This window comes from Rhodococcus sp. AQ5-07 (assembly GCF_009707305.1).
Lineage (GTDB): Bacteria > Actinomycetota > Actinomycetes > Mycobacteriales > Mycobacteriaceae > Rhodococcus_F > Rhodococcus_F erythropolis.
In genome coordinates, this window is the sequence record NZ_CP046100.1 from 171868 (window position 1) to 186655 (window position 14788).

The 14788-nt window shown below is 60.9% G+C and carries 13 protein-coding genes; 4 read left to right on the plus strand and 9 right to left on the minus strand.

The window, feature by feature from the left end; translation table 11 throughout:
* Nucleotides 1-176: 176 nt before the first annotated feature.
* A complete protein-coding gene (locus tag GJB56_RS30075) occupies nucleotides 177-560 on the minus strand; it encodes a VOC family protein (protein ID WP_326839315.1) in 384 nt (127 codons plus the stop codon).
* An 842-nt stretch (nucleotides 561-1402) separates the two neighbouring features.
* Between GJB56_RS30075 and adhP the strand changes: the two genes are divergently transcribed.
* A complete protein-coding gene (gene adhP, locus GJB56_RS30080; RefSeq protein WP_113684002.1) occupies nucleotides 1403-2413 on the plus strand; it encodes an alcohol dehydrogenase AdhP in 1011 nt (336 codons plus the stop codon).
* Nucleotides 2414-2530: 117 nt separating this feature from the next.
* Here the strand turns inward: adhP and GJB56_RS30085 are convergent, their stop codons facing one another.
* Nucleotides 2531-3289 (minus strand): VIT1/CCC1 transporter family protein, encoded by a 759-nt coding sequence (locus GJB56_RS30085; protein ID WP_113684001.1) that lies wholly within the window; start codon nucleotides 3287-3289, stop codon nucleotides 2531-2533.
* A gap of 749 nt (nucleotides 3290-4038) precedes the next feature.
* Between GJB56_RS30085 and GJB56_RS30090 the strand changes: the two genes are divergently transcribed.
* Both GJB56_RS30090 and GJB56_RS30095 read left to right on the plus strand, forming a co-directional pair.
* On the plus strand, nucleotides 4039-4683 hold the full coding sequence (locus GJB56_RS30090) for a response regulator (protein ID WP_113683801.1): 645 nt from the start codon (nucleotides 4039-4041) through the stop codon (nucleotides 4681-4683).
* Nucleotides 4680-6368: a sensor histidine kinase gene (locus tag GJB56_RS30095; protein WP_113683800.1), complete on the plus strand. Its 1689-nt coding sequence runs from the start codon at nucleotides 4680-4682 to the stop codon at nucleotides 6366-6368. The genes GJB56_RS30090 and GJB56_RS30095 overlap by 4 nt, the downstream gene beginning before the upstream one ends.
* 182 nt (nucleotides 6369-6550) lie before the next feature.
* On the opposite strand, the gene GJB56_RS30100 is transcribed toward GJB56_RS30095, so the two are convergent.
* Nucleotides 6551-8950: a phosphoketolase family protein gene (locus tag GJB56_RS30100; RefSeq protein ID WP_113683799.1), complete on the minus strand. Its 2400-nt coding sequence runs from the start codon at nucleotides 8948-8950 to the stop codon at nucleotides 6551-6553.
* A 454-nt stretch (nucleotides 8951-9404) separates the two neighbouring features.
* Between GJB56_RS30100 and GJB56_RS32155 the strand changes: the two genes are divergently transcribed.
* Entirely contained in the window at nucleotides 9405-9938 is a 534-nt protein-coding gene (locus GJB56_RS32155; protein WP_442792732.1) for a DUF5994 family protein, read from the plus strand.
* A gap of 370 nt (nucleotides 9939-10308) precedes the next feature.
* Here GJB56_RS32155 and GJB56_RS30105 read toward each other — a convergent pair whose 3' ends face one another.
* From GJB56_RS30105 to GJB56_RS30130, 6 genes are all read right to left on the minus strand, one after another.
* Nucleotides 10309-10521: a hypothetical protein gene (locus tag GJB56_RS30105; RefSeq protein WP_195849639.1), complete on the minus strand. Its 213-nt coding sequence runs from the start codon at nucleotides 10519-10521 to the stop codon at nucleotides 10309-10311.
* A gap of 5 nt (nucleotides 10522-10526) precedes the next feature.
* Nucleotides 10527-10730, minus strand: a complete 204-nt coding sequence (locus GJB56_RS30110) for a three-helix bundle dimerization domain-containing protein (RefSeq protein ID WP_113683796.1) — start codon at nucleotides 10728-10730, stop codon at nucleotides 10527-10529.
* Nucleotides 10731-10888: 158 nt separating this feature from the next.
* Complete coding sequence (locus GJB56_RS30115; RefSeq protein WP_113683795.1) at nucleotides 10889-11716, minus strand: CPBP family intramembrane glutamic endopeptidase; 828 nt, start codon at nucleotides 11714-11716, stop codon at nucleotides 10889-10891.
* 967 nt (nucleotides 11717-12683) lie between these two features.
* Nucleotides 12684-12842, minus strand: a complete 159-nt coding sequence (locus GJB56_RS30120) for a hypothetical protein (RefSeq protein ID WP_154606733.1) — start codon at nucleotides 12840-12842, stop codon at nucleotides 12684-12686.
* Between the two features lie 155 nt (nucleotides 12843-12997).
* Nucleotides 12998-13948, minus strand: coding sequence for a hypothetical protein (locus GJB56_RS30125; protein WP_113683793.1), 951 nt, complete (start codon nucleotides 13946-13948; stop codon nucleotides 12998-13000).
* Nucleotides 13945-14772, minus strand: coding sequence for an alpha/beta fold hydrolase (locus GJB56_RS30130; RefSeq protein WP_113683792.1), 828 nt, complete (start codon nucleotides 14770-14772; stop codon nucleotides 13945-13947). The genes GJB56_RS30125 and GJB56_RS30130 overlap by 4 nt, the downstream gene beginning before the upstream one ends.
* Nucleotides 14773-14788 lie beyond the last annotated feature (16 nt).

Genomic DNA, 14788 nt, shown 5'->3' on the forward strand with positions numbered 1-14788 from the left:
CGAGCCCGCTGCTCAGCTGGTACGGGCCTCGAACCTGTCGACGAGAGGACCTAGCAGGCAGGGCGCCGTCAGGGAGAGTGCCCTGCAGACTCGTCGCTGGCCTACCACCATCTATGGCAATTGGCCGGCCAGTGGCGGTGTCGAGAGCTTTCCGGTTGCGAATCATGCGAGGGTGGTTACCCGCGGAAGCGGGCAGCGATCACCTCGCGCGGGAACTGCGTCGGGCTCGGATATGCGATGACGATTCTGATTCCGTCGGGGTCCCGTCCGTCGAGAAGCGTCAGCCCGTCGGACGTCGAGACTGATGCCGACGCGTCGTGCACGCGCATGCGTTCCGCTATCTGTGTGAACTCGTCTTCGCTGTCGGTGGACCACATGATGTAGAGGACTCCGGTGACGCCGGCATCGACGGGACGAAATGCAGACTTCGCGTGCATGTAGATCTGAAATCCGTCAGGGGTCAGGAGCAACGCCGAGTCCGGTGTGCGCAGGCCCGTAGTGCAGGAGAACACATCACGATAGAACTGCACAGAACGATCCAAGTCTCGTACATGCATCATCGACGACGACACCTTCATCTCGGTCCCCTTCCTCGGACATGATCCACCAGCGGCAACTGCGGGTCACTGTCCTGTGTGAACCTTCCCTCGTCTCGCACCCGAGGGCGTGAACACAGATTCTTTGCTCCGCCAACGGTGACCCAAAAAATTGTGGCTCAATGTTTTTCGGCTCGGCACCAAATGGACTGCCGCGCTTCCGCTCCGCGACGGCTCTCACCGCAACCCAGCGATCTCGCGATCGTAGACACCGGTGAGCGCCTTCGTAAGGTGGGCCAGCGCGTGGGTAAACGGATTGTGTTGCATGGCATGGGTGCTCGCACGCCAACGGGGGTGTGGGAGATGTCCATCCGGGATTCCTCATCGCCGTTCTGTCGTCGTTCATCGCGTGACCGCCGTGTTCTTCCAGTGTGCTCGGTTGCTGCTTAAGTCGAGTAGGGCCGAAAGACCGCCATGGACACATACGCCCGGAAGTGCACCGCGGTTCCGGTGAAACACTGGTGTCGGCACCGCCGCACCAGTGGCAACATGCATGGCCGCACCGCCGAAGCGGCAGTGCACCTCATCGCACTTACAGTGATGCCAGTGCTCTCCTGAGGCGATTCCAGCGAGAGATTCGACGATAGGCAGTGCGGAAATGGGAATCATCGGTAAATGGACGGCCATGACTGCAGGAAATCACGGGCCCGAACCCTTTTGGGGTGTTCAGCATTCGGGGTCCTTCGACCTGCCGGGGTGACCTCTGACCCTACTTGAGCTGTGCTTGGTCGCGGGAGCATCAGTAGGTGCGGCGCCGAGATCGGCTGTCGGCTTTTCGAGTCCACCCCAATCTGAGGATGATCGCGATGAGAGCAGCAGTAGTGACAGAGTTCGGAGCACCCCTGGTCGTCCAGGACATTGCGATCCCAACGCCTGGACCGGACCAAGTTCTGATCAAGATCGAAGCCTGCGGACTGTGCCACACCGATATCCACGCAGCGAAGGGCGACTGGCCCGCCAAACCCACCGTCCCCTTCGTGCCCGGTCACGAAGGTATCGGAGTGATCGAAGCGGCAGGAGAGAACGTTTCCCACGATCGTATCGGTCAACGTGTCGCGATCGCATGGCTCGGTTCCGCGTGCGGTGAGTGCGACCACTGTGTCTCCGGATGGGAGACTCTGTGCGAGAAGCAGCAGAACAGCGGATACTCCATCGATGGGGCTTACGCCGAATATGCTGTGGCGCAAGCGCAGTACGTAGTTCGTGTTCCCGATTCGATCTCGTCGTTCGATGCTGCCCCGCTCACCTGCGCGGGTGTGACGACGTACAAGGCGGTCAAGGTCGGTGGGGTGAGGCCAGCGCAACGGGTCGCGATCTTCGGTGTCGGCGGGTTGGGGCACATGGCAGTTCAATACGCCAGGATCGCCGGAGGTTTTGTCACGGCAATCGACATCGCGGACGACAAGCTCGAGCTCGCCGCAACATTGGGGGCGGACCATACTGTCAACTCACTGACCGAAGACCCTGTCGAAGCGATCCAGAAGCTTGGCGGTGCGGATGTCGCGATCGTGTTGGCGGTCGTTCCGAGCGTCTTCGACCAAGCGTTCCGCTCACTTCGGCGCGGGGGCCGACTGGTCTGTGTCTCGATGCCTGCGCATGGTGTGTTTCCGATCCCGATCTTCGACACCGTCGTCGGGGGTATCTCCGTTCTGGGATCGATTGTCGGCACACGTGAGGATCTGCGCGAGGTGTTCGAGCTTCATGCCGCGGGAAAAACCACCGTGTCTGCAGTTTCGCGAAAACTCGACGATGTCAACGAATGCTTCGACGACATTCTCGCCGGCCGTGTCACCGCGCGTCTGGTATTCGAATTCTGATGATGGCGAAGCCGGTTCGGGCTGGCGTTCTGCTGACCAGGTAATCGGTGTGCGTTTCGGAGAGGTGTTCCACAGGCCACACACCACCTCGACGACAACGGTCGGGTCGGAATGCTGTCAGACCCCTGCCACTCCGAGTAACTGGCCGACGGCGTAGGTGATGATCATTGCCAGGGCCCCTCCCACGATCACACGAACCACCGCGCGTCGGCGACTGGCGCCGCCCAACTGTGCACTGACTGCGCCGGTCAGAGCCAACGCAAGCAGAACAGCGACGAACGTCACCGGCACCCGCACCCCGGGCGGTGGGTTGAGGATCGCGATCAAGGGAAGCATCGCTCCGACGGTGAACGATATTGCTGATGACAGGGCCGCCGAGATCGGGTTGGACAATGCATCGGGGTCGATTCCTAGTTCGATGTCGACGTGCGCGGCGAAGTCATCGTGAGCAGTCAATTCCCCCGCGACCCGGCGGGCGGTTTCTTCGCTCAGGCCTTTGTTCTGGTACATCGCGATCAGTTCGTCGAGTTCGGCGTCCGGGGTGTGTTCGAGTTCGTGGCGTTCTGTGGCTAGCAGTGCGCGTTCGGTGTCGCGTTGGGTGCTTACCGAGACGTATTCGCCGAGTGCCATCGATACTGCGCCGGCGACGAGGCCTGCGACTCCGGCGGTCAGGATCGGGCCGCGATCGGTGGAGAGGGCAGCGACTCCGACGACGAGGCCTGCGACGGAGACAATGCCGTCGTTGGCGCCGAGTACGCCCGCACGTAGCCAGTTCAGCCGTGACGACACGCCACTGGTGTGCGGCTCGTCGTGGGGCGGGCCGCTACTGTCGTTGTCGGGTCCGTCCGGGTTCGCGGGCTGGGGCGAGGCCGTCATGATCGTGGGGGTTTCGTGAAGTGCGCGCTGGCACAGGTTTCGTCGCCGCACACGAACCACTCCGCGCTGGCTTTTGTGTCGTGCGAGGTCGAATCTCGACGATCACTTATGCTGCCGCAGGCCAATTCACGGATAGTCCAGGGCAGTCGTGTCACCTGAATCCTCTGTTCTTGCTGTGGCAGTAGCTCGAGATGCGTTGACGGGCCAACCGTTCGCTCAACTCGGGCATCGCTGCGTAAGACACCCACGAAAGGTCGAGAATGCACCCGTCGAGGACGATTTCCACTCCTTCTAGGGAAAACTGGCCCGCGAACTCCAACGCCAACCGTGCGACCGTCACAGCACGACGGGGGCCGTATGGATCTGTAGTCGCTTCCTCTTCGACGATTCGCGAAGCGATGGGGCTTCTTTCCCTTGCCGATCGGGTCACGGTGTGCGTCATGTGCATCGAACTTTCCTTTACAGGTGAAGAGGTGAATTCAATTACCCGCCAAGGATGCTCGGCCGATCGGACGATCAGGTAGGGCCGAACGGCCACCGAAAGCCACTGTTGTCCCAAAAGTGGACTTAGTAGTAGTCCTCGAGATGCTCGTCTGTCGACATCGAAGGTCCGAGGGGAGCGGCCGTCCGGAGCCCTGAAGTTTAGGGACGGAACAAGTGACGAAAGACCTCGAATATTCAGCTTCAGGGCGCCGATCGCCGGTGAGAGATCCGTAGGCTGGTGAGGGGCGGGGAAGAGGAGAACAGTTGTGATCTCGGTGTTTCTCGTTGACGACCACGAAGTGGTCAGACGTGGTCTGGTCGACTTGATCAACAATGATCCCGATCTCACCGTGATCGGCGAGGCAGGAACTTACGCGCACGCTCTGGCTCGAATCCCAGCGTTACGCCCGAACGTGGCGGTGCTGGACGTGCGATTGCCCGATGGTGACGGCATCGAACTGTGCAAGAAACTGCATTCGAAACTCCCCGACGTCAAGTGCCTGATTCTGACGTCGTTCACCGAAGACAAGGCCATGCTCGACGCGATTCTCGCCGGCGCGCACGGCTATATCGTCAAGGACATCACCGGCATGGCACTGGCGAAGGCCATCAAAGACGTCGGCCACGGAAAGTCCCTGCTGGACAATCGCGCCGCCGCTGCTCTGATGAGCAAACTCCGAGCCGCTGACGAAGCGAACAACGAGCTGAGCGACCTGACCGATCAAGAATGCAAACTTCTCGCCCTCCTCGGGGAAGGTCTGACCAATCGTCAGATCGCCGAGCGCATGTTTCTCGCTGAAAAGACGGTCAAGAATTACGTGTCGCGGCTCCTGGCCAAACTGGGTTTGGAACGTCGAGCCCAAGCAGCGGTGTTCGCATCGAAACGCGCACTGGAACTGAACCGCCGATGACGGAACCCACCGTACCCGCGGAGCCAGAGCAAACCGACGCCAGCGCGCACTCGGAGCTGCCCATCGATCACATCGAAAGTCGAACTGCTCGCGAGAGGACCGACGGGCTACTGAAGGCAATGCTTGTCGTCGGTGCCGGCCTAGATCTGGAACAGACGCTGCGCTCGATCGTGCATGCTGCGATCGAGCTCGTCGGCGCTCGCTACGGCGCGCTGGGAGTCCGCGGACACGACAACCAGCTCACACAATTCGTCTACGAGGGCATCGACGAACTCACTCGCGCCCGCATCGGTCCGCTGCCGACGGGTCGCGGCCTTCTCGGGTCTATCGTGACCGAGTCGCAGCCACTACGAATGACGACACTGTCCTCGCACCCTTCCTCCGTGGGATTCCCGCCCCACCATCCGCCTATGAACACTTTTCTCGGCGTGCCTGTCCGGGTCCGTGAGACCGTGTTCGGAAATCTCTATCTCACCGAGAAATTCGGGGGAGGCCCCTTCTCCGAGGAGGATCAGGCGGTCGTCGAACTGTTGGCGTCCGCTGCCGGGATCGCGATAGAAAATGCACGACTGTTCGAGGAATCCACTTCGCGGCAACTCTGGCTCGAGGCAACTCGCGAAATAGGTGAAGCACTGCTCTCGGGAGTCGCTGTCGAGGACGTGCTCCGCCTGATCGCGTGGCAAACTCGTCAACTCACCGGCGCGGACCGCACCTTCATCGCCGAACCAGTCGACGCACTCAGCCCGGACTCCGACCTGGTCGTCACCGTCGCGGACGGCAATTCGCCGGAGGAAGTTGTCGGGCACGTGATTCCGGCGATCGGCTCGACGATCGGCAGGTCCTTCCTCACTCGTACATCTATCCGCGGCGAACATCTCGAGTTCGACGTCAATCGTGGCTCTCATATGCGGTATGGGCCGGCGTTGGTGTCCCCACTACGGACGCCCGACTCGGTGTCGGGTGTGCTGGTGGCGCTGCGAGAGCGAAACGCTGAGCCCTTCAGCGAACAACAACTTGCATTGCTGACCACTTTCGCCGACCAGGCCGCTGTGGCACTTCAAATGGCGTATGCGGCGAGGCGATTACGTGAACTCGACGTGCTCAAGGATCGTGATCGGATCGCACGCGACCTGCATGACAGTGTGATTCAACGTATCTTCGCCGCCGGCCTCTCGTTGCAGGTCACCGCCCAGCAAAGCCCTTCCGAGACTACGAAAGCTCGATTGGCGGCCACGATCGACGACCTTCAGGAAGTTGTCCAAGATGTTCGCAACGCCATCTTCGACCTGCAGGGCAGCACGCTCTCGGAGTCGACACTGCGAGCCAGACTGCACGATGCCGTCGACGAAATGTCCGCGGATTCATCCGTGCGCACCACTATCCGCGTGAACGGGCCTCTGTCGGTCATCGACCAGACCATGGCCGATCACGCGGTGGCGGTGATCAGGGAGGGAGTCAGTAACACCGTTCGCCATGCCCGAGCACGGACTGTGAAAGTCGCGCTCTCGATCAGCGACGATATCCGGATAGACATCACCGACGACGGCATCGGCATCGCCGACTCGGTGGCGTCGAGTGGACTCGACAACCTCCGCAGTCGCGCCGCCGAGTGCGGAGGTTCATTGACTGTCGACAAGATGCCCAGCGGTGGGACCTCACTGGTGTGGGCGGTTCCGCTGCCGTAGTCGGCACTGCGTCCCTACTACTCCTGGCGTCGATTCGGTAGAAACAAGTACAGGTCGGGCTACCCGTCGCCGAACCCAACTTCGGGTACCCGCATTGGTGGTAAGAGTACCCGAATCCGGATTGCTCCGAGCGGTTCCTTCAAGGACCGTCGCCGACACGTCGATCAGCGCTAAACGATCGGTCAACTCCACGCCCAATCCCGGACCTCCGGCATGTCTTCGAAATGCTCGACGATGTACTGCTTGTGCCGAGCCAACTGCGATGTGCAGTATGCGGAGAGCTCGATACTGTGATCGGTGACGCGTCGCGCCCGTCGTAGAGCTTCGAGAACGAGGTGGTACCGGCTCATTTCGTTGAGGACAACCATGTCGAACGGCGTTGTCGTAGTGCCCTGTTCGCTGTACCCGCGGACGTGGAACCTTTCGGCGCCGGTACGGCCGTGCAGTAACTGGTGTACAGCTCGTGAGTATCCGTGGAAGGCGAAAATCACATCGACGCTGCGGGTGAACGTGTCGATGAACGAGGCTTCTGAAAGTCCGTGAGGATGTACCTCGCGGGGGAGAAGCGCCATCAGGTCGATCACGTTCACCACCCGCACACGAAGATTCGGTATCCACCGGCGGAGAAGGTCAGCCGCAGCCAAAATCTCCTGTGTTGGGACATCACCTGCAGCGGCGAGTACGACATCCGGGTCGGTCGTGTAATTACTGTCGACAATTTCGGTGCCTGCCCACTTCCACACGGAGACACCGGCAGCGCATTGCACCCGGGCTTCGGTGAGGGTCAAGTACTGCAGATGCTCCTGTTTGTCCGCCACGATCAAGTTCACATGGTCACGGCTCACGAGGCAATGCTCCGAAACAGCCAAGAGTGTGTTCGCATCCGGGGGAAGCCATACTCGGATCACTTCCGGCGAAAGTGGGATGACGGCATCTATCACCCCAGGACCCTGATGACTGAAGCCGTTGTGATCATTTCGCCAGCATGTACTGGTCAGGAGCACATTAAGTGATGAAACAGGCTCTCTCCACTCCAACCCAGCTGCGTGCTGAAGCCATTTCGAGTGTTGAACGAGCATCGACACGCTCGCCATCGCGAATGCCTCATAGCTGGCGAAGATGCCGTGCCTACCGGTCAGAAGATACCCTTCGAGCCACCCCTCACAGAGGTGCTCACTGAGCACTTCCATTACTCGTCCGTCCGATCCGAAGCTCTCATCGAAGTCCGCTACCGGTAGTTGCCAGCAGCGATCGGTTGCCTCGAACACGGCCCCGAGCTTGTTGCTAGTGGTCTCATCCGGACAGAACAATCTGAACGTTCCCCCGCCGTCACTATCACCGGTATCGAGGCGGTAGATGTCACGGATCAACTCGCCCAGTGGTTTCGTCGTGGCGTGCAGAGTAGTTCCCGGTAATTCGATGTCGAGAGCGTAGTCCTCGAGCGGCGGAACCCGCAGCGGCACACTCAGCCGCCCACCATTCGCATAAGGGGTGGCACCGAGCCTCAGATCCCCCTCGGGCGCAAGGTCTCTCAGTTCCTTCACGAGTGAACCGTTGGCGTCGAACAACGTCTCAGGCTTGTACGAGCGCATCCATTTTTCGAGCTGTCGAAGGTGGTCGGGGTTCATACGCACCTGCGCGATCGGCACTTGATGTGATCGATTTGTGCCTTCGATCAGGTGTCCGTCGACGATGTGCGGGCCGGTCCACCCCTTGGGGGTGCGCAGGACGATTGCGGGCCACATGATGTCAGGGGCCGGGTGACCGGATCGCGCGCTTTCCTGAATGCGGCGGATCTCCTCGTGGGACTGACGCACCGCCGCTTGCAATTTGGGGAATACAAGTTCAGGTTGATCGCCCTCGACGAAGATCGGCGACCACCCCTGGCTCGTGAGAAACCTCGAAATATTTTCGTCATCCGTGCGGCCGAGTACGGTCGGTCCTGAAATCTTTGCCCCGTTGAGATGAAGTATCGGGAGCACCGCTCCATCGCGGCGTGCGTTCAGGAAAGCCGGCAACTTCCACGAGCCGGCGAGCGGAGCAGTTTCTGCCTCGCCATCGCCGATCACGCACGCCACTGTCAGGTCTGGATGATCGAATGCAGCCCCGGCTGCGTGCATCAACGCGTATCCGAGCTCGCCTCCCTCATGCACACTCCCGGGTGTCTGAACACTGACGTGGCTCGGTATTCCTCCGGGCGTGGAGAACTGACGGCACAGCAGGCGTATGCCTGCGCTGTCGGACGAAATGCGGGGATAGACCTCGCTGTACGTGCCCTCGAGATAAATCGATGCCACAATGGCGGGCCCTCCGTGGCCAGGACCGGTCACCAAAAGCCAGTTCGAATCAGTGTTCTTGATCTGACGATTCAAAATCGCATAGATCATGGACAAGCCAGGGCTGGTGCCCCAATGCCCAAGAAGTCGCGGCTTGATGTGTTCGACTTGCAGCGGCTCCTGAAGAAGTGCGTTCTCTTGCAGGTAGATCTGTGCGACCGTCAAATAGTTGGCTGCAGACCACCACCGAAGATCCAAGTCCAACTCGTCAGCTGTGTACGCGAGATCTGTCGACACCGAGGTCATTCGCCGTCACCGCCGATGCCACCGGTGGTCGTACAGGGGCGATGCCCTTGCCGACACCCGCGGCTCGGGGCGGATGACCCCTTGAGGAGCGGAAACCCCTTGAATGCCAAGAGGTTGAACGAAACGGTGCGCATGAGAGTCCTTTGAGTCCGAGGCGTGTGGCGTTGATTCAGCTTGGCCTGTATTCTTCGCGGCGGTAAGGGGAGGAAGTCACCGAGATTTTCCGAAAGACCATTCGTCCGGCCATGTCCACTCACCACGAGTTTCATATCGGCCGTCGCCAGGGTGGAAAGCTAGCGACGCAGTCGTCACCTGGCGTCGATACTGGAAGACAGTTCTCACCGATATGGATGACTTCGGACCCTGCATACCAGCACGATCTGCGCATACCGTGGTGCTGAAGTGTTCATCCATCGATGAGGCGCTGCAGTGCATGATAACGAGAGCAGGACCAATGTCCATCAGATTCGCCGATCCGCAGACGCTGATTCCGGACACGGCACATACAGGCATCGATTCTGTTAGTAGAGTGCGTCTTTCGGTCCGCGATTGGAGAGGCCGTCCAGGAAACGTGGATGGCGGGTGGTGGCCACGCACAGCGGATCTGGCGGTAGAGGCAGGCCCGTTACTGTCGACGCTCCTCGTCGCCACCGGGCCCATCGAGCGGGTTAGTTACAACAGTGCCGAATGGGAATCGTCGACAAGCCGGCTTTCGTGTCACCAACGGCGAGTAATGCTGGACGGCTGCCACTTTCATCCCAGGCATACGATCTCGTTGATCGGATTGGATCGCACGCGATGGGTGTTCCTCGTCGTTCCCCCATCCACCGATTCCGCCATTGCGGCAGTACTGCTGGACGCTGCCTCGAACCCTTGCTGCCATGGTGAGACGGTCCCCGAACTTCTAGGCCTTGTCCTTGGGGATGCAGCTCCCTTCACCGATCCACGCCGAGCCCTGCAACGATGGGACACCGACGGCGGCGCGTAAATCCCGCCACGATCTCGAAGGAAACGCGTTGTTTGTCGGAGATCGCCTACGATCAGCGCCACGGACGATTTAGCAGTGAACACGTGACCGATCGAGAGCGTAACAATGCGTCTCTGGGAATTACTGTTGCAAATGAGGGGTGCGTGTTCGAGAAATTCGCATTTCACGGAATCCGTGAGCACTGTGCCCGTCGTTGTGACCGAACCTGGACGCGTCCGTATCCAGCGCAGCAGTCCGCTGTTGATCACCGTGCTCGATTCGGATTCGCCGCTCGACCACAGACCGAGCTGGATCAACGATGCGACGGAAAGCGATCAGCTGCGGGAGCCTGTGAGGCGGGAACATTGGCGGCAGGAAAGCGGCGGCCCAGTTACTCGATGAGAGCATGCACCCGATGAAGGTCCTTGCGCAGAGCCGCCGCATCGGTGCGCGCCACCAACGCCACCGCTGGTGCGACCGGGCGAGTACCCCGCACGAGCCGCAGCGCGGATTCGATACGCTCCGTTAGTTCGTCGATTTCCGAATTCAACAGGGCCAGAAACACTCTCGCTTGCGCGAAGTCGGACTCGTCTGCCGCGGACATCTTGGCTAAGACGAGACCAGCGAGGAAAGTCTCTCTCCCACCATGCGCTCGACGAGCAGAGGAACGAAATCACGCACCTTGTGGCCGTTGACATGAGCGTGCACCGATGCCACCACCCGGGCGACATCGTCAGCGGGTACCGACGGATACTTCGCGGACAACCGCGTCACCGCGTGAGCGATGAGTCGCTCTTCCTCTTCGGTCTTCATCTGTAAATACTGCGCCCCACCTGCCCATAGTTCAACAGCAACCCCGTCCGCCACGATTCCCCATCGCGGTTCGGATGTATCGAAAGTGTCGGGTGGGTCTCAAACACTGTCGGCGCGGCATTCGGGTCCCACTGCACCCCAAGAATGGACGCATTCGTTTACGCGGGAGTGAAGCCGACGCGGCCGCGCGTGGCAGGAGTGAAGCCGAGTCGGCCACGCGTGGCGAGGGTGAGGCTCAGTGCGGCGGCGATGTAGACACTGAGGATTATGAGATCGACCGAGTGGACCAGACCCTTGCCGACTGAACCTGCTGGCGTGGTCTCGAGGACTAACAGGTTCTGTGCCGGAGTGAAGCTGGCGTGCAGGAGAAGACATATGAGGACGCTGCCCGTGCGGTTATAGAGCCAGGTATAGAAGAAGGCGAGAATCAGGGGCACGACGAACCCGGCTGGGCCATACAGGGGAATGTGCCAGATGCCCCAGGCGAGGCCGAGGAGCAACGTCGACGCTACGGGGGAACGGCGGTCCTGCAGTCGGGGAAGGGCGAAGCCTCGCCATCCGGGTTCCTCGAAGCCGCCGCCCACGGTGGCGACCAGCAGGAATGTTCCGAGATAGCCCGGCGCAAGGTCCAGCAACAGGTTGAAATCGAGCTCGTGTCCGAGGGCGAACAAGGCCAGGTTGATCAAGGCGTAGATGGCCGCGGGGAAGAGGAGTGCGATGGCGTAGTAGCCCGCTGATACCCGCCATACCAGAAGGGAGCGCAGCCATTCGCGCACGGACCTCCCCGAGAAGCGCGTGATCAGGAGCGCTGAAACAAGCGGACCGAGTCCGCCCAAGAGGAAAACGACGCGACCTCCGCCTAGCGCGGCGATTCCCCAGAGAGACCATGAAAGCGCATAGGAAAGCAGGAAGAAGGAAAAGATCTGGTGACCCACAATCCAGCTCCGCAGCGTTCCGTAATCGGTCGAATCCTGAATTTCGCTCATGCCAGCCGGCTCCTGTCGTGGGTGTTCAGTTCCACGGCTGTGCGGCTTCCGCTTGTAGTTCGGCTTTCGTCTTCGTCACATCTTCCAGTGTCGTCCTCACGGCACCTCCCTCGCCGAGCATTTGGTCAGCCAGTCTGGTCGAAACACCGTTCTAGAGACGGTTCCCACGAGAACACCCCGATAACTCATCGGTGCAAGCACCCGATGAGTTATCGCTGCATCCGGCGTGTTGATGGGATCGTGTGATCAACGAACCGGTCGTTTGTTTGGCGGTATGGCCCGCGCCGGAGTCAGACCACTACCTTTGTCGGTGGCGTCCGACGGACTGCTGAAGATCCCCACCAACGGGATCCGGATCGGTTGGTGCGGGAGGAATCGTGGGATCGGGCTCTCCCAGTTCGAGGGCCCTCCGTCGAGCTGAGTTGACTGCGAAAGTGTCCGCGGGGGTGTAGTCGTCGCTGTGGCGACCCGGTGTGACCGCAGGAGTGAACAGTTTTTGATGCTTCTTCCTGAATGTGGCGGCGTCGGGTTGATTCAACAAGTAGGTCACGGCCGCGGTGACCGCTGCTGAGGGGGTGACGCGATTCTTCATCTTCACTCCGTGTTGGATGCGTGAATGCATGTATTCCGGTGGCTGGCGGTCCGCTATATCCGATCGGCGCCGGGGATGTTGTTGTCTCGGTTTCCTTCTACAGGCGTAGAACTGGGGTCTATGGGAGAGGCTCAGGATCATTCTCATCGCGGGCGCGTATCGAGAACGTCTCGATGCTCTCATCTTGACAATCACGTCCGCGTGACGTGTTCGTGCACTTCGACGTGATATTCCATTGTGAGAGTGGCACTTTGGAGGATGGATTGTGTGCGAATATCGGAAGCTGCGCGCGTATCGGTCCAGGTTCCACTCTCGTCCGACCTCTTCTCGACCGTCATGATCTGAGGTGTCACGACAGCGTCTGGGGTGACGGACTTACGGTGTCTTCCCGTCCAGTTCTGGGTTCGCTTCGAGGGGTTCGAAATATCGAGGTTTGGGGTTGGTGGGGGTTTTGACGATGTCCCCGAATCCGAGAACGCGCGCCGGCGGACCTTGGTAGATCATTTCCTCTGTTCCGATGTAGCGATATCGCATGACACGGGCTCCTGCAAGTGAGGTATTTCGGATATGGATTGGTGATCTGACTGTCACTGTGTGCTGGCATACGCGGGCTTCTGAATTGCCGATTTTTTGGGTTCATGAATCCGCACCCTCGATAATTCGGTGAAGAGTCGGTTGTCGGATTCTCATCATTGCGACCTCGTGTGAAGTTCGGATGCCGTAATGGCGACTCCGACGTGTTCGGAGACCGTTCGTACGAGACCGCGATCGGTGATGTCCGGTAGAAAGCGATGCGCTGCGGTACGTGAATGCATGGCCAGGGCTGAGGCGGCGATCAGGTCCGGTGTCATCACGGTGATGCGGTGCCCGCATCCTGCGCTGAGAAGACCTGCGAGCGGTAGGGACGCGTATTCGAACGGATCCGCGGGCAGGCGAATACACCGTAGCGGGGAGGTCGATTTCTCCGTGGTGGACAAGTCGATCACGGCATCGCACTGTTCGATGAGGTGGCGTTTGTCCTCGCGCGTCGAGTTGGCGGTGTCGATGTCGGCGACGGTGCCGATGCCGCACCGGGTGAGTACGTCGTCAAGTAGTGGCGCGTGTCTGGACTCCGAGATGTAGACGGTCGCCATCCACGGCCACACGCCTTGCCGGTCGAGGGCGGTCAGGGTCAGGGCCGCAAGTGAAGCGGTCATGGTTTCGTTGTCTGCGATGACGAGGGGTCCGTGGTGGGCGGCTACTTCGTGCTGAACGAGGGCGGTCCCGTAGGGCGGCAGCCCGATCAGGAATACCGTCTCGACGTGGTCGGGGAGCGCGAGGATGGTCTCGATCAACCTCGGGACATCGTTGAACGAGAGCGCAGTGTGCTCCGCGCGCAGGGCGGTGCGGTAACGGATGAGTGCGGCATACCCCTCACCCCACGTTCGACGATTGCGGTGCAACCGGCGCAGGGGAGACCACATCGGATCGGCCGTGATCACGGCAACTTTCCCGCCGGCGGGCAGCGTCGGATTCGTGGCGTGTTGTCGGGCGGGTGCGTCGAGGTCGGGGTGATCAGCGGTCATGTGGTCCTGAGGTGGTGTGTTCTCGCCGCGTGCGGGCAGTCGCTCGCGGCGGCAGGGAAGGTGCCGGTCCGTCATGGCTGCTGCGGCAAGGGCCGGCCGTGGAGGAACGCGATCAGCAGCGCGTTGACCTCCTCGGGTCGCTCGAGGTAGCCGAAGTGACCGCACTGGGCGATTTGTTCGTATCGGGCGCCCGGGATGGCTGCGGCTACTTCGATGCCCTGCGCCGGCGGGGTCAAGCGGTCGTCCCTGAATCCGATGACAAGGGTCGGTGCTTGGATCGCGGCGAGATCGGTCAGCCGATTGTGGGATCGATCCATCGCGGTCTGGGCGCGGACCCCGGCAGAGGTGGTGGTGGGGGCGGAGTATTCGAAGATGTCGAGCCATTCCTGGGCCTTCTGCGGATCGGCGAGGGTGTGCGGGGAGAGGTTCAGCACCGCGCTGATGGCCGCGGTGTAGGAAGGGGGCAAGTCGATCCCTGCCTGGTGGAGAGCTCGTTGTCCGCGGTTGAGGGCGGCTTCGACGGGGTGCGGTCGGCCGGTGGCGGCGAGCATGATCGCCTTGGCGAGCAGTTCGGGGCGGGTGATCGCCAGCTCTTGTACGACTCGTGAGCCCAGTGATGTGCCGATCACGTGGGCGGGTCCGCCGAGATGTTCGATCAGGGCCGCTGCGTCGGCGGCGAGATCGGCGATGCTCATCCCCTCGATCCCGGCCATGCTCGTGATTCCGCGGTTGTCCATCGTGACGACTTCGAAGCCGGCCTTCACCAGCGCCGGAACCTGGTACGTGTTCCATACTCGGCCGGGGCTGCCGGCGCCCATGATCAGCAGTACACGCGGGCCGGCGCCGGTGACGACGTAGTTGACGGGGACGTGGTTGAGGGTGAGGGTGAGGGTCGGCATGGGGTCCTGTTTCGTG

Bases quoted from the DNA above. Each gene is read 5' to 3' on its own strand.
- GJB56_RS30075 (WP_326839315.1), bottom strand. From the start codon at position 560: ATGATGCATGTACGAGACTTGGATCGTTCTGTGCAGTTCTATCGTGAT.
- adhP (WP_113684002.1), top strand. From the start codon at position 1,403: ATGAGAGCAGCAGTAGTGACAGAGTTCGGAGCACCCCTGGTCGTCCAG.
- GJB56_RS30085 (WP_113684001.1), bottom strand. From the start codon at position 3,289: ATGACGGCCTCGCCCCAGCCCGCGAACCCGGACGGACCCGACAACGAC.
- GJB56_RS30095 (WP_113683800.1), top strand. From the start codon at position 4,680: ATGACGGAACCCACCGTACCCGCGGAGCCAGAGCAAACCGACGCCAGC.
- GJB56_RS30100 (WP_113683799.1), bottom strand. From the start codon at position 8,950: ATGACCTCGGTGTCGACAGATCTCGCGTACACAGCTGACGAGTTGGAC.
- GJB56_RS32155 (WP_442792732.1), top strand. From the start codon at position 9,405: ATGTCCATCAGATTCGCCGATCCGCAGACGCTGATTCCGGACACGGCA.
- GJB56_RS30105 (WP_195849639.1), bottom strand. From the start codon at position 10,521: ATGTCCGCGGCAGACGAGTCCGACTTCGCGCAAGCGAGAGTGTTTCTG.
- GJB56_RS30110 (WP_113683796.1), bottom strand. From the start codon at position 10,730: ATGAAGACCGAAGAGGAAGAGCGACTCATCGCTCACGCGGTGACGCGG.
- GJB56_RS30115 (WP_113683795.1), bottom strand. From the start codon at position 11,716: ATGAGCGAAATTCAGGATTCGACCGATTACGGAACGCTGCGGAGCTGG.
- GJB56_RS30120 (WP_154606733.1), bottom strand. From the start codon at position 12,842: ATGCGATATCGCTACATCGGAACAGAGGAAATGATCTACCAAGGTCCG.
- GJB56_RS30125 (WP_113683793.1), bottom strand. From the start codon at position 13,948: ATGACGGACCGGCACCTTCCCTGCCGCCGCGAGCGACTGCCCGCACGC.
- GJB56_RS30130 (WP_113683792.1), bottom strand. From the start codon at position 14,772: ATGCCGACCCTCACCCTCACCCTCAACCACGTCCCCGTCAACTACGTC.